Origin of the sequence: Pseudomonas sp. TH08 (assembly GCF_016651275.1) — a bacterium.
In the GTDB taxonomy this organism is placed as follows: domain Bacteria; phylum Pseudomonadota; class Gammaproteobacteria; order Pseudomonadales; family Pseudomonadaceae; genus Aquipseudomonas.
The window spans coordinates 114598-140487 of sequence record NZ_JAEKEE010000004.1; the positions used below are offsets into that span (position 1 = coordinate 114598).

General features: G+C 56.6%; 15 protein-coding genes and 2 pseudogenes. 8 read left to right on the top strand and 9 right to left on the bottom strand.

Going from position 1 to position 25890, the window contains the following annotated elements; all coding sequences use genetic code 11:
* Positions 1 to 41: 41 nt before the first annotated feature.
* From JFT91_RS17795 to JFT91_RS17810, 4 genes are all read right to left on the bottom strand, one after another.
* Positions 42 to 1463 (bottom strand): efflux transporter outer membrane subunit, encoded by a 1422-nt coding sequence (locus tag JFT91_RS17795; protein WP_201233326.1) that lies wholly within the window; start codon positions 1461 to 1463, stop codon positions 42 to 44.
* On the bottom strand, positions 1460 to 4639 hold the full coding sequence (locus JFT91_RS17800; RefSeq protein WP_201233327.1) for an efflux RND transporter permease subunit: 3180 nt from the start codon (positions 4637 to 4639) through the stop codon (positions 1460 to 1462). Before JFT91_RS17800 ends, JFT91_RS17795 begins: the two co-directional genes overlap by 4 nt.
* Positions 4640 to 4654: 15 nt before the next feature.
* The gene (mexE, locus tag JFT91_RS17805; protein WP_201233328.1) at positions 4655 to 5908 is read right to left on the bottom strand and encodes a multidrug efflux RND transporter periplasmic adaptor subunit MexE; all 1254 of its coding nucleotides are present in this window, start codon (positions 5906 to 5908) and stop codon (positions 4655 to 4657) included.
* Between the two features lie 273 nt (positions 5909 to 6181).
* Positions 6182 to 7921, bottom strand: a complete 1740-nt coding sequence (locus JFT91_RS17810) for a dipeptidase (RefSeq protein ID WP_201233329.1) — start codon at positions 7919 to 7921, stop codon at positions 6182 to 6184.
* A gap of 546 nt (positions 7922 to 8467) precedes the next feature.
* Here JFT91_RS17810 and JFT91_RS29690 point away from each other — a divergent pair.
* From JFT91_RS29690 to JFT91_RS17820, 3 genes are all read left to right on the top strand, one after another.
* On the top strand, positions 8468 to 8830 hold the full coding sequence (locus tag JFT91_RS29690; protein ID WP_242489305.1) for a hypothetical protein: 363 nt from the start codon (positions 8468 to 8470) through the stop codon (positions 8828 to 8830).
* Positions 8827 to 9441, top strand: a complete 615-nt coding sequence (locus JFT91_RS17815; RefSeq protein ID WP_242489306.1) for a DUF2971 domain-containing protein — start codon at positions 8827 to 8829, stop codon at positions 9439 to 9441. Before JFT91_RS29690 ends, JFT91_RS17815 begins: the two co-directional genes overlap by 4 nt.
* A gap of 333 nt (positions 9442 to 9774) precedes the next feature.
* Positions 9775 to 10437, top strand: a complete 663-nt coding sequence (locus JFT91_RS17820; protein ID WP_201233330.1) for a PDDEXK family nuclease — start codon at positions 9775 to 9777, stop codon at positions 10435 to 10437.
* A 593-nt stretch (positions 10438 to 11030) separates the two neighbouring features.
* Here JFT91_RS17820 and JFT91_RS29885 read toward each other — a convergent pair.
* The 3 genes from JFT91_RS29885 to JFT91_RS17830 form a co-directional block, all read right to left on the bottom strand.
* Entirely contained in the window at positions 11031 to 11153 is a 123-nt protein-coding gene (locus JFT91_RS29885) for a hypothetical protein (protein WP_277951927.1), read from the bottom strand.
* A gap of 25 nt (positions 11154 to 11178) precedes the next feature.
* Entirely contained in the window at positions 11179 to 13842 is a 2664-nt protein-coding gene (locus JFT91_RS17825; protein ID WP_201233332.1) for an ATP-binding domain-containing protein, read from the bottom strand.
* 821 nt (positions 13843 to 14663) lie between these two features.
* On the bottom strand, positions 14664 to 15578 hold the full coding sequence (locus tag JFT91_RS17830) for a LysR family transcriptional regulator (RefSeq protein ID WP_242485536.1): 915 nt from the start codon (positions 15576 to 15578) through the stop codon (positions 14664 to 14666).
* Positions 15579 to 15847: 269 nt separating this feature from the next.
* On the opposite strand from JFT91_RS17830, the gene JFT91_RS17835 reads away from it, so the two are divergent.
* From JFT91_RS17835 to pgm, 4 genes and pseudogenes are all read left to right on the top strand, one after another.
* Positions 15848 to 16870, top strand: a complete 1023-nt coding sequence (locus tag JFT91_RS17835) for a zinc-dependent alcohol dehydrogenase family protein (RefSeq protein ID WP_201233333.1) — start codon at positions 15848 to 15850, stop codon at positions 16868 to 16870.
* A 545-nt stretch (positions 16871 to 17415) separates the two neighbouring features.
* Positions 17416 to 18881: pseudogene (locus tag JFT91_RS17840) on the top strand (hypothetical protein).
* A gap of 49 nt (positions 18882 to 18930) precedes the next feature.
* Positions 18931 to 20331 (top strand): annotated as a pseudogene (locus JFT91_RS17845) (aminotransferase-like domain-containing protein).
* 106 nt (positions 20332 to 20437) lie between these two features.
* A complete protein-coding gene (gene pgm / locus JFT91_RS17850; protein WP_201233334.1) occupies positions 20438 to 22084 on the top strand; it encodes a phosphoglucomutase (alpha-D-glucose-1,6-bisphosphate-dependent) in 1647 nt (548 codons plus the stop codon).
* A 74-nt stretch (positions 22085 to 22158) separates the two neighbouring features.
* Here the strand turns inward: pgm and JFT91_RS17855 are convergent, their stop codons facing one another.
* Positions 22159 to 22854 (bottom strand): pirin family protein, encoded by a 696-nt coding sequence (locus tag JFT91_RS17855; RefSeq protein ID WP_201233335.1) that lies wholly within the window; start codon positions 22852 to 22854, stop codon positions 22159 to 22161.
* A 237-nt stretch (positions 22855 to 23091) separates the two neighbouring features.
* Here JFT91_RS17855 and JFT91_RS17860 point away from each other — a divergent pair, with 237 nt between their 5' ends.
* Positions 23092 to 25566, top strand: a complete 2475-nt coding sequence (locus JFT91_RS17860; RefSeq protein ID WP_201233336.1) for a UvrD-helicase domain-containing protein — start codon at positions 23092 to 23094, stop codon at positions 25564 to 25566.
* 50 nt (positions 25567 to 25616) lie between these two features.
* Here the strand turns inward: JFT91_RS17860 and JFT91_RS17865 are convergent, their stop codons facing one another.
* Positions 25617 to 25889 (bottom strand): DUF1652 domain-containing protein, encoded by a 273-nt coding sequence (locus tag JFT91_RS17865; RefSeq protein WP_008086496.1) that lies wholly within the window; start codon positions 25887 to 25889, stop codon positions 25617 to 25619.
* Position 25890 lies beyond the last annotated feature (1 nt).

Below are 25890 nucleotides of genomic sequence, written 5' to 3' on the forward strand. Positions count from 1 at the left end.
TGGTTGGTTGCGGCCAACCAAAGGAGCTCTTTAACAATCGATTACTGGCTGGCGACGGTCTCCGGCTGCCAGCCACCACCAAGGGCCTTGTAGATCGCGACAATGCCGCGATACAGATCAACTTCGGCCTGGGCCTGGCTGTCTTCGGCATTCAGACGTTCACGCTGTGCGTCGAGCAGCACGAGGAAGTCGGTAGTGCCTTCGCGGTAGCGAATCTCGGCCAGATCAGCAGCCTTGCGGCTCGATTCGCTCTGACGGATCAGCGAGATCAGACGCTGCTGACGTTTACCGTAATCACTGAAAGCGTTTTCCGACTCTTCCAGGGCCAGCAGCACTTGCTGCTCATAGGTCGCCAGCGCGCCTTCGGCGTCAGCATCGGCGCCGCGCAAACGTGCGCGCACGCTGCCCAGGTCGAACGCTGCCCACGTAATGCTCGGGCCCAGCGCCCAGGCGTTGGCCGCCGAAGAACCGATTTGCGAGCCACGCCCAGCCGTCCAGCCGAGGAAACCGCTGAGGCTGACTCGCGGGAACAGATCGGCTTTGGCTACGCCGATGCGCGCCGTGGCCGAAGCCAGTTTGCGTTCAGCGCTGAGGATGTCCGGACGACGTTGCAGCAGTTCGCCCGGATCACCGATTGGCAAGGCTTTGGCAATCGCCGGCAAGTCTTTTGGACTCAGGTCGACGGTCAGTTTGTCCGGACGCTGACCCAGCAGGGTAGCGATGCGGTTTTTCTGCCGAACCTGCTCGGCCTGCAATTGCGGCACGCTGGCTTCGACCGAAGCCAGGCGTGCATCGGCACGTTCGACGTCGAGCTGATCACCGACGCCGGCGTCACGCAGGCTGATGGTGATCTTGCGTGACTCGACCTGATTGTTCAGGTTGGCCAAGGCGATCTTTTCGCGCAGTTGCGCACCACGCAGTTGACCGTAAGCGTCCACCAGTTCGGCAATCATGGTGACTTGCAGTTGGTACAGATCAGCTTCGACCGCTTGCTGCTCGGCGTCGGCCGACTCCAGATTGCGCTGGATACGCCCGAACAGGTCCAGCTCCCAGGCCATGTCCAAGCCCAGGTCATAGCGTTCGCTGTTGACCCGTTTGGTGGTCTGGCCAGGGATTTGCCCCTTGGCCAGATCACTGCTGGCGCGGCTGGTGATGGTCGGCATCGCGTCGTTGCTGACGTCGTCACGAATCGCCCGGGCGGCTTTCCAGCGAGCGAACGCTACGCGCAGTTCACGGTTGCCTTGCAGCGATTGCGTGACCAACTGGTTGAGGGTCGGATCATCGAACTGCTGCCACCAGATGCCTTCGAATTTCGAACGGTCGAAGTTCTTTTGCCCGGCGGCGCCGTCGGTGGCGGTGGTGATGGTGGCCGCCTCCGTGGCTGGGGTCTTGTAGTCGGGGCCGACGGCGCAGGCGCTGAGGGCCAGTACCAGCAGACTCGGCAGGAAGACTTTCAGACTCATTGTTGCGCCTCCAATTTCAGGGCCTTGGCCGCTTTGCGCTGCTCGCCGCGTTCAACAAAGTTACGGATCAGTACGTAGAACACTGGCGTCAGCAACAGACCGAAGAAGGTCACCCCGAGCATCCCGGAGAACACCGCCACACCCATGGCGTGACGCATCTCGGCACCGGCACCGCTGGAGAACACCAGTGGCACCACACCCATGATGAACGCGAAGGAGGTCATCAGGATCGGCCGCAGACGCAGACGGCAGGCTTCCAGTACCGCAGCGAGCGGGTTGAGACCTTCTTCCTGTTTGTCCTTGGCAAACTCGACGATCAGAATCGCGTTCTTGCAGGCAAGTCCCACCAGTACGATCAAACCAATCTGGGTGAAGATGTTGTTGTCACCGCCCGAGACGATCACACCGGTGATGGCCGACAGCAGGGTCATCGGTACGATCAGGATCACCGCCAGTGGCAGGCTCCAGCTTTCGTATTGAGCGGCGAGCACCAGGAACGCCAGCAGTACGCAGAGCGGGAACACGAACAGCGCGGTGTTGCCGGACAGAATCTGCTGGTAGGTCAGGTCGGTCCATTCGTAGGTCATGCCGTTCGGAAGTTCTTCCTTGAGCAGTTTCTCGATGGCTTTTTCCGCTTGGCCAGAGCTGTAGCCTGGAGCTGCGGCACCGTTGATTTCAGCAGTGATGAAGCCGTTGTAGTGCATCACGCGATCCGGGCCCGAGGTGTCGCTGACCTTGATGAAGGTCGCCAGCGGGATCATTTCGCCTTTGTTGTTACGCACTTTCAGCTGACCGATCTGATCGGATTCGAGGCGGAACTGTTGCTCGGCCTGAACGTTGACCTGATAGGTGCGGCCAAAGCGGTTGAAGTCGTTGGCATACAGCGAACCCAGGTAGATCTGCAGGGTGTCGAAGATGTCGCTGACGGCGACGCCGTGGGTCTTGGCTTTTTCACGGTCGATGGCGGCATCGACCTGCGGCACGTTCACTGTGTAGCTGGTGAACAGGCCGGCCAGTTCCGGCACGTTGTGGCTTTTGTTGATGATGTTCATGGTTTCTTTGTACAGCTCGTCGTAGCCCAGGTTGCCCCGGTCTTCGATTTGCAGACGGAAACCACCAATGGTGCCCAGACCTTGTACCGGCGGTGGCGGGAAGATCGCCATGTACGCTTCCTGAATATTCGCGAACTGGCCGTTCAAGGCACCGGCAATCGCACCGGCGGACATGCTCGGGTCTTTACGCTCGTCGAAGGGTTTCAGGGTCACGAACACGATGCCAGCGTTCGGGCTATTGGTGAAACCGTTGATCGACAGGCCCGGGAACGCTACGGCACTTTCCACGCCTGGCTGTTTAAGGGCCAGGTCGGACATGCGCTTGATCACGTCTTCGGTGCGATCCAGGCTGGACGCGTCCGGCAATTGGGCGAAAGCCACCAGGTACTGCTTGTCCTGGCCAGGCACGAAACCGGTCGGGGTGTTGGCGAAGCCGAAGAAAGTCAGCACCATCAGGCCTGCATACAGCAGCAGAGCGATGCCGCTGCTGCGGATAACCCGGCCAACCGTGCCGACGTAGCCATGACTGGCGCGGTCGAAGAAGCGGTTGAACGGACGGAACAACCAGCCACCGAAGATCTTGTCGAGTACTTTGGAGAAGCGGTCTTTCGGTGCATCGTGGCTTTTCAGCAACACAGCGGCCAGTGCTGGCGACAGGGTCAGCGAGTTGAACGCCGAGATCACGGTCGAGATCGCGATGGTCAGTGCGAACTGCTTGTAGAACTGACCCGTGAGGCCGGAGATGAAGGCCGCCGGGATAAACACCGCACACAGCACCAGTGCCGTGGCAATGATCGGGCCGGTCACTTCACGCATCGCCCGTTTGGTCGCTTCGACCGGTGTCAGTCCGAGCTCGATGTTCCTTTCGACGTTCTCCACCACCACGATCGCGTCGTCGACCACGATACCGATCGCCAGTACCAGACCGAACAGCGACAGTGCGTTGAGCGAGAAGCCGAACAGGTGCATCACCGCAAACGTACCGATCAACGATACCGGCACCGCCACCAATGGAATGATCGAGGCGCGCCAGGTTTGCAGGAACAGAATCACCACCAGCACCACGAGGATCAGTGCTTCGAAGAGGGTATGAACCACCGCTTCGATCGAGCCGCGCACGAAGATCGTCGGGTCATAGACGATGCTGTAGTCCATGCCTTGCGGGAAGCCTTTTCTCAGCTCGTCCATCTTCGCCCGAACTTCGTTCGAGATATCGATGGCGTTGGAACCTGGGCGCTGAAAGATCGGGATCGCCACGGCGGGCTGGTTGTTCAACAACGACCGCAGGGCGTATTGGCTGGAACCCAGTTCGACGCGAGCGATGTCTTTGAGCCGAGTGATTTCACCGTTGTCGCCTGCGCGAATGATGATGTTCTCGAACTCTTCTTCAGTCACCAGACGGCCCTGAGTGTTGACCGACAGCTGGAAGCTCTGGGCATTCGGGGCAGGGGGGGAGCCCAATTGACCGGCCGCCACCTGACGGTTCTGCTCACGAATCGCGGTGACCACATCGGTCGCGGTCAGATTGCGCGAAGCGGTCTTGTTCGGGTCGAGCCACACGCGCAGCGAGTAGTCACCCATACCGAATAACTGCACATCACCCACACCACCCAGACGAGCCAGCTCATCCTTGATGTTGAGGATCGCGTAGTTGGACAGGTAGAGCATGTCGTAGCGCTTGTCCGGGGAGGTCAAGTGCACAACCATGGTCAGGTCGGGCGAAGCCTTGTCGACAGTGATACCGATGCGCGTCACTTCCTCGGGAAGTTTCGGCTCGGTGCGCGTCACCCGGTTTTGCACCTGCACCTGCGCATTGTCCAGGTCAGTGCCCAGGGCGAAAGTGATGGTCAGGGTGATCTTGCCGTCAGCGGTCGACTGCGAGGACATGTACAGCATGTTCTCGACGCCGGTGATGGCTTGCTCCAGGGGAGCGGCCACGGTTTCACCGATGACTTTAGGGTTGGCGCCCGGGAAGTTGGCACGTACCACCACGGTTGGCGGCACGACTTCCGGGTATTCACTGATCGGTAACTGGAACAGCGAGATCGCACCGGCGATCAGGATCAACAGCGACAGCACCGCTGCGAAGATCGGCCGTGAAATGAAGAATTGGGAAAAATTCATCGGAGTTGTCGTCCCTTAACCGCGTGGGGTCGTAGCAGCCAGCTTCACAACCGCACCGGACGCACCTTTGGCAGGGGCGATTTTGGGCAGGTTGCTGGCTTCCAGCGCTTGACGTTGTTGAGCGAGTGCCGCGATGGTTTGCTCGCTGGCCATCGGGATCACTTCAGGAGTGACCGGTGAGCCAGGACGTACCCGTTGCAGGCCCTTGACGATGATCGTGTCGTCCTTGTTCAGGCCGGTACGGACGACGCGCAGGCCTTCGATTTTCGGACCGAGTTCGACGGCGCGGTAGGTGGTTTTATTATCGCCATCCATTACCAGCACAAATTTCTTGCCGAGGTCGGTGCCGACGGCTTCGTCGTTGATCAGCATGGCGTTGTAGGTGCCGCTGCCGACCAGTTTCAGCCGTGCGTACAGACCCGGGGTGTAGGTGCCGTCGCTGTTGTCGAACACCGCGCGACCACGAATGGTGCCGGTTTTCGGATTGACCTGGTTGTCGACGAAGTTCATTTGGCCGAGGTGCGGGTTGCCGTCTTCATTGGACAGGCCCATGTACACCGGCGTCGTTGCCCCGCGCTGACCGTTGCGGGCGAGTTGGGTGTATTTGAGGAACACACGCTCGTCGGCGTCGAAGTAGGCGTAAACCTTGTCGGTGGAAACCACGCTGGTCAGGGCCGTGGTGTCGGCGGTCACCAGGTTGCCGGCGGTGATCTCGGCACGGCTGACGCGACCGCTGATTGGCGAAGTGACGCGGGTGAAGCTCAGGTTAAGTTTGGCCAGATCCAGTTGCGCTTGCAGGGCACCGACGGCGGCGCGGGCTTCTTGAGCGGCGCTGGTGCGCGAGTCGGCGAGTTCGGCGGAGATGGCGTTGCTGGCACGCAGACGCTCACCTCGTCCTGCTTCGTTTTCACTGCGAGTGGCATTGGCGCGAGATTGCGCGACGAGGGCTTCGAGGCGGCGAACCTCGGCCTGGAACGGACGCGGGTCGATCTGGAACAGCAGGTCACCTTTCTTGACCAATGCGCCTTCAGTGAAGGCGACGTCGTCGATCTGGCCGGAGACCCGTGGACGGATTTCAACGGTTTCCGGCGCTTCGAGGCGGCCGGTGAATTCGTCCCATTCGTTGACCGGTTGTTCCAGCACCTTGGCCACGCTGACTTTGGCAGCTGGTTGGGTGGCGGCAGTCTCCGGAGTCTTGCCGCAAGCGCTCATCACCAGTACGGCCAACAAGGCCAACGGGAAGCGCAAATGTTTAAGTGACTGTTCCATGGATGCATCCGCCAATGTATTGAAGATGGGCGGATGATGCTCGGCGGGGTGTGATGGCACGAATCGAATGAAGCAAAGGTAACTATCATTCGGAATGATATAAGACCAAACCGAGCCCTCTAGCATGCACCTTTCGTTAGGGTGCTATCAATCTCTTTGAGGGCAATTCTGTGTTGCTCCGCGTGCAAAAGTCAGGAGCGAGGCTGAGCGGCGGGGATTATGTGACGATTAAAAAACTGTGGCGAGGGAGCAAGCTCCCTCGCCACAGAGGTCTTAGAGTTTCGGCAGTTGCCCGATGCGGCCCATCATTTCGGTGACGATTTGCAGATCGAGCAAGAACTGGTCAACAGTCTTGAACTCGCCGTCAGTGTGCCCGGTGTATTTCACCTCCGGACGCGCCAGGCCAAATTGCACGCCGTTCGGCAGTTCATGAACCGATGTCGCGCCGGCGGATGTGCCGAACTCGTGCTTCATACCGAGGTTTTCCGTAGACACCGCCAGCAATGCCTTGACCCATTCACCTTCCGGGTTGCGGTACATCGGTTCGGCCACCGAGTAGTCGAAGTCTACCGCTACGTGAGTTTTCTTCGTCCAGGCACTGAGTTTGTCAGCGATTTCAGCCTTGAGTTTTTCTGGCGACTTGCCCTTTGGCACGCGCAGGTTCACCGCCAGTTTGAAGGCTTTGTCATCCTCACCGACATACGTCAGCGAAGTGGTCAGCGGCCCCATGAATGAATCGGAAAAACCAACGCCGAGTTTTTTGCCCAGGTAATCCAGGCCCCAGTTGTCGGCGGCGTAACGGGCGGCATCGGTGAACTGGTTGTGCTTGAGCGCTACCTTGCCGTTCAGGCTATTGATCAACACCAGCATGCGCGCCACTGGGTTAACGCCTGATTCTGGCTCGGAGGAGTGCGCGGAAACGCCGGTCACCGTCAGCTTGACGTCTTTACCGTCAACCTTGGCAGCCACTTCGAAGTTGCCGCCATTGTGTTTGGCAAACTCGTTGCCAGCCTCTTGCAGACTGGCGGCCAGTTCGGCAGGTTTGTCGGTCACCAGTGTGACGACGGACGCCGATGGAATCTGGTTGGTTGCCAGGCCGCCAGTCATCGATGTGATTTCCGCGCCTTTACCTTCAGCTGTGCGTTTGGCAAATTTGGCCATCACGGTGCCGTAGCCTTTTTCGGCAATCACGACTGGATAACCACCATCCAGCGCCATGTTGTAGGCCGGCGTCGGGTTGTGTTCGAAGTAGTAAGGAATCGCGTCGCCACTGGTTTCTTCGGTGGTGTCGACCAGCAACTTGAAGTTACGTGCCAGCGGCAGCTTCTCTTCCTTGATGACTTTCATCGCGTACATCGCGACGACGATGCCGTTCTTGTCATCCTCGGTGCCGCGACCGTACATGCGATCACCAATCAGGGTGACCTTGAACGGATCAAGCTTGGTGCCATCCTTCAGCACCCAGTTTTCCGGGGTCACCGGTACCACGTCGGCGTGGGCGTGAATGCCGACAACTTCATCGCCTTTGCCTTCGAGGGAAATCTCGTAAACGCGGTTGTCGACGTTACGGAACTTCAGGTTGAAAGACTCCGCCAGGCTCTGGATCTTGCCGGCAATTTTGATGAACTCAGGATTGTCGTGTTGTGCCACACCTTCCTTCTGGAAAGTCGGGATCTCGACCAGTTCGCGCAGGGTTTCCAGCGCGGCTTTGCCGTATTTCACGCGGGTGTAGATACCGAGCAGGCGGTGAACTTCGTTCAGCTGTTCGGCGGTCAGGGTCTTGTTGTTGAGGAAGGCGCTGATGGCCGGACTGAGATTTTCGCTTTTGGCGATATCGCTCTTGGCCAGGCTTCCCAGAAACTCGCGAAAATCCGTCACGCTTTTGTCGTCGAAGGATTTCAGGATGACCGCGCTCTGCTGTGGGGTAATGTTTGCTTGAGCGGCGCTGGTGAATGACGCGAGGCTGGCCAGCATCAGGGTAGCGACGGCCAGTTGCTTGAGGGAGAAATCCATTACGGAGGCTTTCCTTTGCAGGACAGTGAGTAAAGCGTGTCTCAACGCTGAGACACATGCATTTACAAACTAACACCGTGCCAGAGCATTGCGGGAGCCCTGAAAGGGGAACTGTCGCACAGAAATGCAAAAGCGGCGCAGAAACGAAAAAGCCCGAAGCGTAGGCCCGGGCTCTTTATTGGCGAATCTTCCGTCGATCGACGGCGCAGAATTCAGTCAGAGACTGTCAGGGTTACCCAAAAACATTTTGACTAGGCTCTAGGACGGTAGTTTCACAACAAAAAGCGCATTTTGCCTCCAATCGCGGCGAGTGTGCAGAGCGACTGCTAATTACGATTATATGAAAGCTACTATACGGCGCTTGCTGGCCTTTAGTGTGTCCTCCCACTATGAGGGGGAGCGGCGGCTACGTTCTTGCGATGAGCTGGCACCCCTAATTCCCAAAGCTACAAAACGGCATGCTCACTATACCGGTGGGAAAGTGAGCGTAACCCAGATGTGATAACGTCTCGTGCCTCAGCAAGCCGCGAAGACAAAGGAGTTCGTGTGGATAGGGATTGGGTAAAAGATCTGATTGAGAATTTTTCTTCGGCCACGATCGGTGAAATGGACATCCCGAAGCTAATCAACGACAAGCACCTGAACACGCCCAATCGGCTGTTCAAAATCAGAGCCTGCGGCGAGTTCGCGCTGAAGAACCTGGCTGAGAAAACCCTCTATCTGAGCGTAGCCAATGAATTTAACGATCCCTACGACACGGCATTCTGGGTTGATTACCGGAAGCTCGCTGCTTGGGAAAAACTCGATGAACTTGGCTTTAGCGATGATCAAGTCGCCACTGCGCTTGAATCCGAGGATCCGATCTCAGCTGTAGTAGCACTGGCTTCGGCTCAAGAGCCCCCATCATGAACGTTGCTCACTGGCTCCATGAAGTCGGAGTCTTAGCGCCAAATCACCAGGCCGGGCAGCTCCCATGGCTAATTGAACAGCTCAAAAGCAGCTACAAAATCTGCAGCCTAAGCGAGCGTGTGGATTCGGTGTTGATGTGGAGCCACTATGGCTACAACCACACTGGCTTTGCCATGGAATACGACTTCGCAGGGCTTCATCGGAATAAGCTTCCTACCCTTACGCTATGGCCCATCGCATACACAAATCAACTGTTCGACGCCACTCACATTCTCAGAGCCCAACGCCGGGAGAATAACTACAACGAGCTTTATGGAATTGCCGCCTCGTTGTTCAAGGCTGTCGATTGGCAGTACGAACGAGAGTGGCGTTTAGTGGTTCCAGACAACGATAGTGAGATCAAAGGCTTCAATGTTGCTGCGCCCCTGAAGGCCGTCCATCTTGGGGCTAGGATCTCGGATCCTGACGCACTCCAGATTTTGAAGATCTGCAGTGAAATCGACATACCGGTTTACAAGGTCACGCTTGCGCCTAACGAGTACCGGATGATCTCCGAGCTTACTAACCTGGACGCTTGGTGTTCCTTTCGTAAAATCAGCGTATTTTCTTAAGCAGTCCTTCTCCCGTCGATACCCACTTCACAGCTTGAGATGAAGGCACGAAGCTTTTTGACAAACAGGCATTTTGAAGTTTGGATTAACGAAGATGCGCCTGCTGCGGATAGCATGCAGAACGGTTGGGATGCCTGTTGCAGGCGGTCAGGAATTGCGATGTGCTGCTTCTGCTTTCTAATGGCAATATCGGGTGGACTAGCCGCATTCAGTGCAGTGACGCCAATGCTGAGCATCGTGATCAACAATCTTTTTGCATTATCTTGCCAAATCTATCGATAAGCCCCATGAAAAACTGAACTAATCATGGAACAATAAAGACCTGGAGGTCATGTGGGTATCCTGGATTTTCGTGAAATTCCTTCCGCCAGCCCTAAGCTGCGAAAGGCTAGAAAAGAAGCGTTGATGAAGGAGGAGCTGGATGCGTTTGAAAAATTTGCGGAAGAATATTTTGAAAAGGTGTTGGGCGGCGTTGTACAGGCTGGCACCACAAGAGGCCCCGATAATGATATGGACCTTAAGGTCCAATTGAATGGTGAAACTCTGCTAGTCAGTTGCAAGCATTATGTCGATGGTGATAACGCCGTGGGTGCCGATCAAGAATACGATCCGGTGTCAGCCATCTATTCCAATGGCTGCACGAAATTCATCGGCTTCTACTCCACGGTTCCCAGTGCCCCTTTAATCACAAAGCTGGAAGGCTTGAAGAGCAACAAACGCATACCTTTTGACTACGAGATCCTTAAAAACTCGGATATCGAGTCACGCCTTCTAGATAAAGACAGCGTCGTAGGTTGGTTATTTGCCGCCCGATATTTTCCCGTCAGTTACGCCAACCTGTTCAGGCGATTTGTCGTTCCTCTTGAGCACTACAAAGAGAAAGATTTGAAAAAATCGCCCCAAGCAGCTGGAGTCTGGATGGCCCCTTTGGTGGGATCTTCTCCGGTGCAGGCGTTGATAAGGCTCAAATTATCCATGAGGCAAACGATGCATTAACCAATAATGTCCACTCCAGTTTTTTCACTGAAGCATTAAAAGACGCCATCGATTGTTTCCCAGAGTACTTCAGATACCGTGCGGATGCGGATCTGCAAGCGTTGGAAAATAGTGATATCTCACCTGATTGGGATAGGGCTCTGACATATGAGGGTGGGATGGATTGTAATTTACCTATTATGGTATGCGGCCTCTGGTCTTTTTGGTGCCCCAGACGAGCGCTTGAAAAATACCTGATTTTTACGCAAGCCTCAGAACTGTTGAATGATCCGCCTGACAGCAAAGCATTAATTATTGCCCGCGCGCAACAAAGCCTAGCTTATTCCTCATTTTTGTCCGTCGGCAGCATCGCGCTTAAGTCCTCAGGTAAATATCGAGATATATTTTCCAGGCTGACTGCTTTTTGTCAGCTTTCACTTCCAGAATACGGGGGCGCGAACAGTACAAGTTTTAGGCGGAAGACTGGCGAGCGGGTCCTCTGGAAGTTCAAGGCAGGCGAGGGGTTGAGCTTTCTATTTGACAGGATTTTGGACAACTCGAAACAAACATAACTTGGGCCAGCAAAAGGCACAGATCAGTGAGGGAGAGCTCGATCATGTAAGGTTGTCCGTCGGTGAATGTTTTTGACGGACGTAAGGCTTGCAGATATGGCTGCCGAACGCCGCTTCCTTGGCGGTCAAAGTGGAGCTGCCCCAGATGTCCACCGGCTCTAACATCTGTGGCACTCCTTGGCTTAGCTTGTCACCATTTGCTAGCCAGATACGGCCTGAGATCCTCCAGGTCGTGTGGGAGCTTCTGATGACAGACCATGCCGAGGTAAGTCGCCGCCCGGGTGGCGCCCACATATAGGAACCGCTCGAACAGCGTCGGTTTTGCTTCGACGAGCTCGTCCAGCCCGATGAAGAACACTGCTTCGAACTCGAGCCCCTTAATGTGTTGAACATCGAAAACCCGGATATCGGATTGGTTACCCAATGACTGGCCATCGACACAGGGGACTGCGAGCAGACTTCTGCTCGCTAGCTTCTCGGTAAGGGCTTCGGAGATGGGTTTCACGTGCGACTCGGAAGCGACCAGGATGGCAATCGTAGGCACCGGTTCATTTTTGGAGCGGATGTGATCCTCAATCTCGAAGATTCTCTCTGCTACCCAGGTGACGACGCTTTCGCCCTGGAGGTTTTCCCCGAGCACCGGCTGAACCCCTTCGTGAGAGGAATGCTCTGGCAGGCTGCCTACAGCTTTGGCGTCTCCATCCATATGCTGCAGTAGCTTGATGGCAAAGCTGTTCAGAAGACGACTCTGTCGATAAACCGTGTTGATCCGCTGAGACGTGAGGCGAGGGGAGATCCACTCGAGCTGATCCAAATGCTTGAGGCCATTCCCTGTGATCCGTTGGTTGAAGTCTCCGCAGGCGAAGAACGACTCAATGGTAGGGTCAGTCAGGCTCTCCATGCATGCAAGCTGGAGGAGCGAGAAGTCCGTGGCTTCGTCCACTAGGACTTGCTGCAGGAACTGGCTCGAAATCCTGGCCAACTCGGTGAAGCGAGGTTCGTTGATATGCCGCTTCACGAAATCTTGGCGGATGAGTTCGCGAGCGGATCGAAGCATGAGGAGGAGAATTGCGTCGAGTTCTGTCTCATCAATGTGGGAAGCGTGCTCTGGCCGCTGATAGCTATACCGATCAAGCGTCATGGTGTCGCGACGGAATGCTCTGTAGCTCGTAGGGACATCAAGTACGTAGCGTCTCCATGCATTCCTGAAGCGCCGTAGCGCGTTTTGGAAGCACATCTCTCGCCCAAGCGTTTTAAGCCATTCATCTGAGGGGACTCGATCCCCAAGCCAGTCTCGTATCTGAGCCGCACGGCTTGCCTTACCTAGATTGCCATTACGATAGCGAGTACGGGCATAGGTCTGGAGAAACTTTTGGTAAGCTGCGAATGCTTTGAGCTCTGCGGTGTGCGTGGGTGTGCCTGTTCCTTCCTCTCCGTTATCATCATCAAATTCGGCACCATCCTCGTCTTCATCATCGTTTTGGCCGAGGCCTTCGAGAAAGGTGGCCATCTCCCCGAAGACAGCATTGTTCCGGTTATGGAGAAGGTTACCTTGCTGTTGTATCAGCTTATCTGAGGTTGCACGACTAGCTTTGAGCATAGGGTCAATCCGCGCCTCGAGATTGTTCCACTCGGCATAGGCGCTCAGCAGCCCTTCTGGCTGAAGCCCATCGACCGTGGCAAACAGCTTGTGCACAACTGCGTCTACTAGGTTAGGAGCCGAATCTTTCAGCAGAATTGCTCCTTCCTTCAGGGAGGAGAGGAGGCGGCTTTGGTGTAGTGACTTGAAATCGGCGAACCACTGGCGCGGATCATCGTTGATGTCCATCGGGGCGAATTGGCGATCCTCTTTGAGGATGCATGTGCCACCGCTGCCCGTCTTGAGGATGCCAAATGTCGACCTTGCCAGCTCATGTCGGCGCTTGCTCCAGGTCTTGATGTTCTCGTCAGAAGCCGTGACATTCTCACGGCTGAAGGCCTCTTTGACGTAATGCTTTAAGAGGTCTGAAGGCGTGAACATCATCCAGCGCGAGCGCTTAGACTGAGGGCCCAGCAGAAGGCGTTCGTCTTGGCTAAGGGCTTCCCAGTCCAGCTTCTGGCCGAGACGTTTGATCAAGGTGGTTGTCTTGCCTGTCCCGGGAGGGCCCAGGATGATTAGCTGGTGGTCTACTGAGAGGCGAAAGATTTCGTCCTGGAATTTGTCGAGAATCGCTTGGTCTCGAAGGGCCATAGCCTTTCGGATTTCGTGACGCACACCTTCCCGGACCTTCTCGGTTTCGGACTTGCCGCCAAGCATGGCGAAGAAGGCATTGCTGTCGTCCGGTTGGATAACTTTACGAAGAGAAGGAATCGTCTGAGGTGCTAAACGTTCTTGCCTCCAAATGCTGTCGATTGAGTCCCAGAGCTCAGCGCTCTTCTGAGGCTTCAGATCGAGTTTGTCCAAGACCCGGTAGCTGACTTTTTTACCCGCGATTTCTAGATCAACGTCCTCACCAGCATCATGAGCAGCCAAGCGACCGAACGGTGAACGGTAGCCTGCTAGCTTGCCGTGATTAAGGACAAATCCTCCAGTCGTACGGCAGATGTAGTAGGTCTCAACTTGGCCTTTGTCGTTCTCAACTACTATCCGTGAGACAGCTGGCTCTCGAACGAGGCTCGCAAGCGATTTGGTCACGTCGTCAGAGATGGATGCAATCTGATCTACGGCCGCCGCGCCAGTGAAGGTATTGACGACTGCCAAGGCTTCAGAGGCCTCGCGACTTCCGGTGGCGAGCTGCTTGGAAGCAATTTGTTCGATTTGGTGGAACGAATCTAATGCGTCGTTGGCAATTTCCAAGGCATCACTGGAACTCATTGAAGCTCTCCCTGTTTCGAATGGGCGTGACCTGAGTGGTAAGGAGTGCGAGTGAGCAGCTTCTTGTGCTCAAGATTACGATGTCTGTCGGTTAACCCATATCCTAAATCCTCGCGGCATTGGTTGCTAGCAGATTGCCATGAATGGGTGCATCCATGTAGTGAGCGTCATCCAATGAAGTGGTGGCAACCTTCGCTGGGGTTGACTGCTTGGTATCATCGGTCGATGCGCTGTTGGAATGCGTGATGGTTGTGAAGCGGGCCCCAAGCTCCCGAGGAGCATCTTTTTTGACTTTGCAGTGTGCGGCGCTAGTAGCTCGGCCAGGTCTCTAAGTTGGTATTCGTTATGCTTCATCGTCATTGGCGAGCACGCCGGCAAGGGATCGGTTCATTTTCGATCAGGTTTTGGGGGCAGAACGCAGCATAATCACAACGGGGCTGTCGAGGCCCGAAGTGCCCCAGAAGGCTGGATAAACAGCTTCTTGGCGTCCGCTGTCACGGGACAGGCCCATGGTTACCCCTACTGTTTCTTTCCAACGACCACTGTGGTTGGCGTTTTCCTGGAAGGATTGTCAGGATTTCAGAGGCGCGTCTACAAACTGAGGTGATTGGATAGCGCTGGACGGCGGTTTGGGAGCAGCAGCGTATGACTTTTCGAGAAGGGGGCTGTTCGATCTCAGGCTTGGGGCATCCTTTTAAACCATCCCAAGTATGCCCTCAGAAGTGCCCCCAATATAGATAGCAATCCACTGGAAATGAATGGATCTCCCATGGTTTGTGAAAAGCAAAAAATGATCAGATGAACAGCCTTCCCGACGATCCCTAAAGACTATCCGGATCCCCAAAAAACATCTGAATCCGCGACCGTAACCAACGCTCCCCCGGATCATTATCCTGCGACCCACGCCAAGCCATGTGCAGCTCGAACGTGCGCGTCGGCAACGGCGGATCTTCCGCCCGCACACCGCCAGCGGCCGTCAGCGCATCCGCCGTGTAATCCGGCACGGTGGCAACAATGTCGGTTCCCGCCAGCAACGTACTCAAGCCATTGAACTGCGGCACCGCCAGCACCACGTGCCGCTTGCGCCCGAGTTTCTCCAATTCTTCATCGATAAAACCACTGAGGTCGCCAGCGAACGACACCAGTGCGTGGGGACGAGCGCAGTAGTCGTCCAGGCTCAGTGGCCCCGGCACGGTATCGGCTCGCAGCAGCTTCGGCTGGCTGCGGCGCAAGACTTTGCGTTTGGCGTTGGCTGGCAGGTCGGTGGTGTAGCTGACGCCGATCGAAATCTCGCCGGAAGCCAACAGGCCCGGCATCAAGATGTAGTTGACGCGGCGAATCACCAGGACGATGCCGGGCGCCTCGGCGCGCAGGCGTTTGAGCAGCATCGGCAGCAGGGCGAATTCGACGTCGTCGGACAAGCCGATACGAAACACCGAGGTACTGGTGGCCGGGTCGAATTCGGCCGCGCGGCTGACAGCGGTCGAAATCGAGTCGAGGGCCGGCGAGAGCAGGGCGAAGATTTCCACCGCGCGGGCAGACGGTTCCATGCTGCGCCCGGTGCGCACGAATAATGGGTCATCGAACAGGCTGCGCAAGCGCGAAAGCGCCGCACTGATCGCCGGTTGACCGAGAAACAGCTTTTCCGCCGCCCGGGTCACGCTGCGTTCGTGCATCAGTGTTTCGAATACGATCAACAGGTTCAGGTCGACACGACGCAGGTCATTACGATTCATCTGGGGTCCTGGCAGAGTCATCAAGCTTGACGAGAGCGGCCATATGAGAACAATGGCCGGCATGAATATTACGGGGAAAGGCTGGTACTCTGCACCGCTAAATTCAGCTTTACTGAGACGGTGACAGCAGTTTTTCATGGATTTTGCCAATGCCGCCCATACTGCGGAATCAATGACAGGCATGTCGACTATTAATAGCCACTGATAGTCTTGGGTCAAAAGCCCAGATAGAGTTCAGGGCATTAGAGGTTACTTTGACGAGGTTTGCGATGTCCCGCACGATCCGTTTTCACAAGTTTGGTCCGGCCGAGGTGCTCAAATGCGAAGAGCATGCGGCCGCTCAGCCAGGTCCTGGCGAAGTGCAGGTGCGTGTCGAAGCGATCGGCATCAGCTGGTATGACACGCTCTGGCGTCAGAACCTGGCCTCGTCTCAGGCACGTTTGCCTGCAGGCCTTGGTCACGAGATGGCCGGTGTGGTCACCGCCGTCGGCGACGGTGTAGATGATCTTTCGGTGGGCGACAAGGTTGCCAGTTTCCCGGCCGAGAGCGCGAACGATTACCCGGTTTACGGCGAGCAGATATTGCTGCCACGTACCGCGCTGACCCGCTATCCAGACGTACTCAGCCCAATCGAAGCCAGCGTGCACTACACGCCGCTGCTGATTGCCTACTTTGCCTACGCTGATCTGGCACGGGTAAAACCGGGGCAGTTCGCCTTGGTGACTGACGCCAGCCATTGCGCCGGGCCGTCCTTTGTACAACTGGGCAAAGCCTTGGGTGTGCGGGTGATTGCGGCGACCAAAACGGCGGAGGAGCGTGAGTACCTGCTGTCGCTGGGCGCCGAGAAAGTCATCGTCACCGAGGAAGAAGATCTGCTGATGCGGATCAACAAGATCACCGACAATCGTGGCGTCGACGTAGTATTCGATGGTCTCGGTGGCCCGCAGATGTCGTTGTTGGGTGACGTCCTTGCACCGCGTGGCAGCCTGGTTTTGTACGGTCTGCAAGGCGGCAACCAGACGCCTTTCCCGGCCTGCGCAGCGTTCCAGAAGAACATCCAGTTCTTTGTGCACTGCATCGGTAACTTCACCGGTAAGCCAGAGCTGGGCATCACTCAGGATCACGTCGCATTGCAACGGGCCTTGCGTGATATCAACCAGTTGACCGCCGATCGTGTACTGCTGCCGCTCAAGACTCGGGTTTTCCCGTTCAACGAGTTTGTCGAGGCACATCGCTATATGGACGAATGCCCATGTCGCGAACGAGTCGCCTTGCAGGTCGAGTCGGCTTAATAGCTCAGATCAGAGTCCGTGGCCCCACGGACTCTTTGTTTTTCACTCCCCCCAACGAGACACCCAGCGCGACAAGCGCGCAGGGCCGTTCAGCAACTGAACTGGTTTTTGCTCTCGATCTGTATCTTCTAATCGCCATATAAGCCCTGATAATTGAATGATTACTTTCATCTCAAGGAATGAGCCATGTCTGTGCATTCAATTCGTCCTGTGCGATATCAAACGGCTACTTCTGCCCGTTATGTCAATTTCTGTTTAATTGTTGTAGGGCGTTTCCGAAATCGCGTCTTTTTTTCTTGTACTCAATTGTCGTGGGACCTTGTCGGAAGTTTCCTAGGCTATTTTTCAGGAAATAAAAAACCTGCAATAACAAGGTGTTGGCAGGCCAACGCAAAGAATCGCAGACCTTTAACGACTCAAGTGTTGCAAATAACTACGATTGCGTAAGTGTTAGCATTCGAGCGTCTATTACTTATTGATGAATTGTCATGCGGCCGCGTTTTCGGTCTGCGTGGCATGAAACTATTGATACCGGGTAAATACCGATGAGCACGATCCATGATCAGGCAATGAACTACGTCTATCAGCAAGTCTTGCAACGTTTGCTGAGCTTCTTTTCGCGTGCAGAGCGCACAGCCCTGCAATTGCTGATCCAGCGATTGGCAGTCGCGGCGGGCGGCATGGATAACATCGGTAATTTCAAGGTGATGGTGGTTCAGTCCGGCTCACGCGACAGCTGTTACACGCTGGCGTTATTGCGCGCGGCACAACTCACTATCGCCGGGCGAACGCCGGGCACCTTTCAGTTGCGTGTCGCCACGTTACGCTGGAACGGCACGGGGCAAACGGCCCTGCAAAACATGCATCGCAGCTTCAGTGCGCTGTTTCTCTACGATGATCCAAGGGTGGAACTGCTGATGGTGGATCATCGAGAGGTGCTGCCTTTCGATCACCAAGCGCTTATTAGCGAGGAGGGCCGCGACGCTCACCGCATCAATTTGCTGATGATCGGCCATCGCCGCACCTGGAATCAATCTCTCGATCTGTGGGACGACGCCTACCTGGCGACTGCCGAGTTCTACGGGCAGGTCGCCCGCTGGAATAACGGCGTGGACGCGCTGATTGGCAGTGAATGCGCGAGCCGCCAGATTCATTTCCTTGATGGCTTGAGTCGCGCCGTACAAAAAGCGGCCATTGCCGATCCGTTAGTGACTGCCGCAGGCTACGAAGCGCTGTTTCCACTGCTTGACGGGCTTGGGGGGATTACTACCGCGAATTCTATACGGACGAAGAGCGGGTAGCGTGGCGTCCAGAGGGACAATTCGAGGCCTGTCGTCGCACCAGTTTCATCAAAATCAACGACATGATTGTCGGCAAGCTGGAGGAACGCTGGCCTTTGCTCAGCGAGTTTCTCGGCGTTCAGGCAGATGAACTCACGCTTTATCAAGGTGACGACGAGTTCGCAGATCCTTTGGTGGTCGCCCATTTACGAGGCTTGCAGGCGCGCTTCATCGAGGGTCGAACCTATGAGGCCGGAATCAGCGATTACCTGCAAAGCTGCTTGCTGACGATGCGCCGCAAGCAGGTGCCAGAGCCGGTTTGCGAACAATTGCTCGCCAGTTTCGGCAATCTGCAGGACCCCGATCAACTGCGCCAGCACGCGGAAGGCTGCCTGTTGGAAAACTTTGATCTCAACGAGATCCAGTTGGTGTGCCTGATGTTTGCACCGTTTATCGATGCCGGTGCCGGACTTGAAAGATTTCTGCGCAATTGCCATCCGGGCATGTTGGTGGCAATGCCGGACCTGCATCGGGCGATGCAGGGGCTGCATGCGTCGGATCAGGTACTGAAATGGATGACGGATGTCAGTGGCTTGCCGGTCAAATTGATTGTGCGTCTTTACGCCATGGGGCCGATCCGCATACCCGCCCCCGGCGAGCCAGTGTCGCAGGCAGCAAGTCCAGGCGAGGCGGGTACTGGCGCGCCAGTCGATCGATCGGCGGAAGGCTGAGCGTGAGCCATTTGCCAGAGCATGAATCCATGCCCACGGGTGCGGACTTGTGAAAGCGTCGCGGGAAAACGACTTCGTTTATCAGGCGGTGTATCGCTATCTGACACTGCTGATCGACGAATCGGGGGCCGGCCCGGCAGTGCGCTTACCTTCTTTACGGCAACTGGCGGATCGCTTGAATGTATCGATCTCGACCATCCAGTATGCGTACTCGTTGCTGGAAAAGGAGGGGCGTGTCTACTCGGTGGCCAAATCTGGATATTACGCGCAATCAGCGCCAACCCTGATGTCGCCTGGCAGCGCCAGTGATCTGCTTGAAGCCGTTTATGTCAACGCCAGACGCATCGGCATGTGTGTACTGAGCGCCGACGACCCGACTTCGCTGCAACCGCTGGACAGTCCATTGCTGATGCTCGAGCGCGAGCTATTGCGCCAATATCCGCGCCAACCGCCGCTTCAGGTACAACCCAGTGGTGAACTTGAGCTGCGTACCGCCCTTGCGGCGCGCTACACCACCTCGGCATTGAATAGCTGGCAGGCAGAGGACGTGTACATCGGGGCGGATCTGCGCGGCGTGCTGGAGATACTGATCTTCGGTACTTGAGCTGCGACGGGCCACCGTGGTGGTCGAATCTCCGTGTGACTGGGTGATCCTGCGTTTGCTGGACGCTGCCGAAGTGCGTGTTATCGAGCTGCCGCTGTTGGCGGGGGCGTGATTGATCCCCAGCAGTTGGAGTCATTGCTCAAGAGTGAGCCGGTGCGCTTGATCCTGTTGTCTTCGGCGCTGAGCATGCCTCAGGGCAGCCCGCTGTCCCGGACCAATCGACAGGCGATCGCGCATCTGCTCGGATGCCATGGCACCTGGGTGCTGGAGAACGACTGTTATAGCGAACTCGATGAAGGCAACGACTCCCATCGCTTGCGCGACTGGCTTGATCCTGATCGCTTGCTGGTGTTTTCCACCTTTGAGAAGTACGTCGGTACGGAAGCGCCTTTCGGTTTTGTGCTGTCGCACCATTGGCGGAGTGAGTTGCAACGCCATTTCCTGCTGCGCGCGTTCCGCTTGTCGCCGATTCGCCAGAAGGCGATTGCCAGGCTGCTGGGCGGCGGTCGGCTGGATCAGCACTTGTCCGTGCTGCGCCGAATGCTCAAGGAGCGGCGCACGCAATTGATCCAGTTATTGCGCGAGCGGCTGGGCGATGCGTTGGCGATTGAGGAGTCGCAGGGTGGGGCGACTGTCTGGGTGCGGTCGTTGCGACCGGTGAACATGGGCAGCGTGTTTCAGCGCCTGCTCCAGCAGCAGATCGTTATTGCGCCTGGGGAGTTGTTCAGTCTGCAGGGCCTGCATGAGCACCATCTGCGACTGAGCTCGCTGACCCATGGTGAGCACGATCTGGCCGATGTCGTCGGGTTGTTGGGCGATGCGTTGCGCCTTGCGCCCGACGGCTGATGTTAAAAAACTTCCGGGATGTCTCGGATACATCCCATCGCACTGCGGTCAAACTGCCAGTAAACTGCGCTGTATTTCCTGAACCACTCTATTTCAGAGGTTTTGCATGACACTCAGTCCTTTTGCGGGCAAACCGGCACCGGCAGAATTGTTGGTCGACATCCCGCGACTGGTAACGGCTTATTACACCGGCCAGCCTGATGCATCGGTTTCGACCCAGCGCGTAGCGTTTGGCACCTCCGGTCACCGGGGCAGTTCCTTCGACTTGAGTTTCAATGAGTGGCACGTTCTGGCCATCAGCCAGGCGATCTGCCTGTACCGCGAGGCTCAGGGCATTACCGGCCCGTTGTTTGTCGGTATCGATACCCATGCCTTGTCGACCCCGGCCGGGGCGAGCGCGCTGGAAGTGCTGGCGGCCAACGGCGTGACGGTAATGATCGCCGAGGGCGACGAGTACACCCCGACGCCGGCAATTTCCCACGCCATTCTTTGCTACAACCGTGGCCGCACCTCGGGCCTGGCCGACGGCATCGTCATCACGCCGTCGCATAATCCGCCACAAAGCGGGGGTTACAAATACAACCCAACCAACGGTGGCCCGGCCGACACACACATCACCAAGTGGATCGAAGCCAAGGCTAACGAACTGCTGGCCAACAAACTGGCCGGCGTCAAGCGCATCAGCTACGAGCAGGCACTCAAGGCCAGCACGACCCATCGTCACGACTACGTGAACAGCTACGTTGCCGACCTGATCAACGTGATCGACTTCGACGCGATCCGTGACGCCAAGCTGCGTCTCGGCGTTGATCCGCTGGGCGGAGCAGGGGTGCGCTACTGGTCGGCCATTGCCGAGCACTACCGCCTGGACCTGGATGTGGTGAACAAGCAAGTCGATGCGACTTTCCGCTTCATGACCGTTGACTGGGATGGCCAGATTCGCATGGACCCATCGTCCAGCCACGCGATGCAAGGCTTGATCGGTCTGAAAGAGCGCTTCGACGTCGCGTTTGCCTGCGATCCGGATCACGACCGTCACGGCATCGTCACGCCGTCCGGTGGTTTGCTGGCACCGAACAACTATCTGGCCGTGTCCATCGATTACCTGTTCCAGAACCGTCCGCAATGGCGCGCCGATGCGGCCGTGGGTAAAACCGTGGTGAGCAGCGGTCTTATCGATCGTGTTGCCAAGCGCCTGGGCCGTCGCCTGTACGAAGTGCCGGTCGGTTTCAAATGGTTCGCCGAAGGTTTGTTCGACGGCTCGTTGGGTTTTGGTGGCGAAGAGAGCGCAGGGGCTTCGTTCCTTCGCAAGGACGGCGGTGTATGGAGCACCGACAAGGACGGTTTGATCCCGGCCTTGCTCGCTGCCGAAATGACCGCCCGCACTGGCCGCGATCCAAGTCAGGCCTATCGCGCCCTGACCGATGAACTGGGCGAGCCGTTCTCGGTACGTGTCGACGCCAAGGCCAACCCGGAGCAGAAAGCGTTGCTCAGCAAACTGTCACCGGCACAAGTCACCTCGACCGAACTCGCAGGCGAGAAAATCCAGAGCATCCTCAGCCATGCACCGGGTAACGATCAGGCGATTGGCGGTCTTAAAGTGATGACCGAAAACGGCTGGTTCGCGGCACGCCCATCGGGTACCGAGGACATCTACAAGATCTACGCCGAAAGCTTCATCAGCGACCAACACCTGAAGCAACTGGTGGTCGAAGCGCAAACCTTGGTGGATGGCGCCATCGCCAGCAAGTGATGTTCAGCGAATGCGCGCCATAAAAAGGGGCAACCATTGTGGTTGCCCCTTTTTTTTGCCCGCCAGTCATGAAATCAGGCGAGATCAACCAGCACGATCTCACTGTCCTCGATTGCCGTAACCGTCAGCACCCGCTCATGCGCAACCGCTACACCGTCTCGAGCCTGCGCACGCAAGCCATTGACTTCAATCACGCCAGTCGCCGGCACCAGATAAGCACGACGCCCTTCATCCAGACGATACTCAGCGGTTTCCCCAGCCCTGATATTCGCCGCCACCAAACGCGCATCCGCACGAATGCGCAAGCTCTGGTCATCACCGTCCTTACCGCTGGCGAGCGTCACAAAACCTTCGCGCTGACCTTTTGGAAACGGTTTCGCCCCCCACGACGGTGGAGCCCCGGTTTCAGTTGGCAAAATCCAGATCTGGAAGATCTTGGTGTCTTTGGCTTCCAGGTTGTATTCGCTGTGCGCGATACCGGTGCCCGCGCTCATCACTTGCACGTCACCCGCTTCAGTGCGGCCCTTGTTGCCGAGGTTGTCCTGGTGGGTAATCGCACCTTCACGCACATAGGTGATGATTTCCATGTCGCGGTGAGGGTGCTGCGGGAACCCGGTGCCGGCGGCAATGATGTCGTCGTTCCACACCCGAAGGTTGCCCCAGTTCATGCGCTGCGGATCGTGATACTCGGCGAACGAAAAGTGGTGATGGGCATCCAACCAGCCGTGATGGGCGCCACCCAGCGAGCTGAAAGGTCTGAGTTCAAGCATGATCGTCTCCTGAAACCTGTGGTTTATGGCAGCGATCATCTATCAGTAAAACATCGATAAAAAGCGTAAAAAGTGCGGCATCAGGATCGAATTTATCGATGAGAATCAACTCGAAACGCTCTCATCTCACCTTCAGTTCATCGCCTAAGCCAATGACCCGCAAGCATTTCGCTAGAACTCAACGGCAAATGCAGACACCATAGCCATCAACAGCCTCACACACTGGAGCCCGTCAGCGTGGCGCAACACACCCCCGATCTTCCTCCCGAACTTCGCCCACTTGCCGAAATGCCGTGGCTGAAACGCCTGGCCGCACGGTTCTTTGGCCATGGTCTGACGCGTTTACGCGCGCAGCACCGCGCATCGTGGTTGCATGGCCAAGCCGATGGCTTTCGCAGCGGTCACACCGCTGGCGTCGAGTACGGCTTCAACGAGGGCAAACTCGAAGGCCTGGAAGAAGGGCGACAAGTCCTGCTGATCCGCGACAGTCGCAGCACCGAACACCGACCGCCAAGTGTTGATAACCATCTGTTCGACAACTGGCGCCTTCCACTGACAGCCGAACTGAAAAAGCGCATCAAGGCCGACGTCGCGCGTTTACTGCCCGAGCACGCGCAGCCGAGCGCAGCGCAATGGAAGATGATTCTCAGTGATACGCCTTCGACTTCCGTAGTGGCTGGCGCCGGTGCGGGCAAGTCGACCACGCTGGTTCTGCGGATTCTGTTGCTCAGCCACTACTTGGGCTTTGAACTCGATTCGATGACGGTGGTGACCTTCACCCGCGAGTCGCGCAAGGATTTCATCAACAAACTGCTCGAAATGTTTGCGCTGTGGGGACAGAAGCTGAGCCTTCAGCAAGCCCGGGAACTGGTGCGCACCTTTCACTCGCGCATTCTGCCGATGGTACGCAGCCTGCCGGGGTTTGAGCGTTTGCAGGCGTTCGAAAACCTCAGTCAGCGGACGCAGGGCGCTGATGACGACGTCGACAGCAATCCATTTGATTTGCGTATCAACGATGCCCAGCGTCAGCAACTCAATGCCTGCTACCACCGTTTGTTCAACGAGGACGAGCGCTTTCGCCAATTGATTCAGCCGTTGTCCCGAGCGGGGATGCAGCTCAAGGAATTGGAACGCGAGCACCCCGACGTGCAAAAACGCATGGCAGTGACTGAGCTGGCGGCCAAGCGCGATGAAGAATTGTGCGATGCCATTGAGGACCTGTGGTTTCGCGCCGGCGCCTGGCCAATCAAAGGCATCGAGCCTAAGCGTCAGACCTTCGACATCAACGGCTCGACGTTCCACTGCCATGGCTACATTCCCAGCCTCGATGCGTGGGTTGTGCTTGGTTTTGATCCGCGCGAGAACGCACAAATCTGCCGCCCGAACGCCAAGCTTTCGCTACGCGCAGAGTGGGCAGTCAAGCGCACCCTGTTTCAAGCTTTCTGTCGTAAGCCATTGATATGGCTCGATAGTTACGATTATTCCAAACGTGTTCTGGCAACGTTGGCGGGTGATGCGAGCGCTGGCCCAGGCTTTGATTACAAGGTCAAAGGCGAGCTCGCTTCCGCGCCGTTGCTCGACTGTTTTGTCGCCGCCGCAGGTTTTATTGAAAACCTGGGGCTCGACGTGCCGGATGCCGTTGGCCGCATGAGCTTCGCCAAGGATGACCCTGATCGCTTTTTCTTCGAGGCGTTGAGTCTGTTCTGGCGTGCGTTTGAGGATCACCTGCTCGATCAGAAACCGCCGGTGATGACCTACAACCGGATGTTTGCCCTGTTCAGCGAGCATTCGCCGGAGAATTTGAAACTGTTGAGTGATGAGCTGCTGCGACCCATGTCGCACTTGATGATCGACGAATTTCAGGATGTATCGCCGCAGATCGTCTCGTGGATCCGTGCCAGCCTTACAGAAATCCGCAGCCGTGGCCCGTCCATGCATGTCGGGCGGGGCGCGCAGCGCTCTTCCTTGTTGTGCGTCGGTGATGACTGGCAGTCGATTTACGGTTGGCGGGGCAGCTCGCCGAGCTATTTCATGGAGTTCAACAAGGAATTTCCTTCACCGAGCACCACACGGGTGATGCTCAGCGACAACTACCGCAGTCATCAGCACATCATCGATGCGGCCGAACACATCGTTCGCGCAGCGCCGGCAATTCCCGGCAAGAAAGCCAAGGCCAGCGGTGAGCCCAAGCCATTGCAGCCGGTCAATGTGATGGAGCGCGACGACCAAGACCTGGGCGAGCGGCTCGTCGAGCACTACCGTCAGGGCCATTCAATCTTGATGCTCTATCGAAAAAGCAGCGATAAGTTATTGATTGAGCAGCATATTCAGCCTGTAGTTAATGTTGATTCGAGCTTACCCCATGAAGCCCGGCGCTTGAAGCAACTGACTTACCACAGCGCCAAAGGACTGCAAGCCGATGCTGTTTTTCTGCTCGGCGATTGCCAGCATCTGACCAGTTCGCCCTACAAAAACCAGGTCTATCGCATGGCCGGATTGGGTAAAAGTGGCGACAGCGAGCCATACGACAGCTCGCAAAAGGACGAAATCCTGCGGTTGGCCTACGTGGGCATTACTCGCGCCGTAAGCCATTGTTACTGGTACGTCGAGCCGCAAGAGAACCAGGCGGTGAACATGCCACGCGCCTCTGATCGGGTCGCCAAGGGCAAAGCGTTTTTTGCCGATCACCGCACACAAAAGGCAAACGCATAAGCACAAAAAAGCCCGCAGCAATGCGGGCTTTTTCGTTTTAAATCAATTGATTATGCGTAACTCCTCAATAGCTCTGGAGGAACAAAAGCCTCCAGCTCATCCTCCACTGCCTCGATAATTCGCTCGACATCTGCTGCATTCATCACCGTGGCACAAGGAATGCCGGCAATGGCGATCATGGTTTCGCCACTGGCTCGATCAAACAGGCGAGCGATCATGCTACCCGGCGCATCCATTGTTGCCTCGAAACCCATAGGATGAAAATGCCAGCGCATCAACTGGCAGGCGTTGGGGAACGTGACTTTGCTTGACCCTTTATTCATG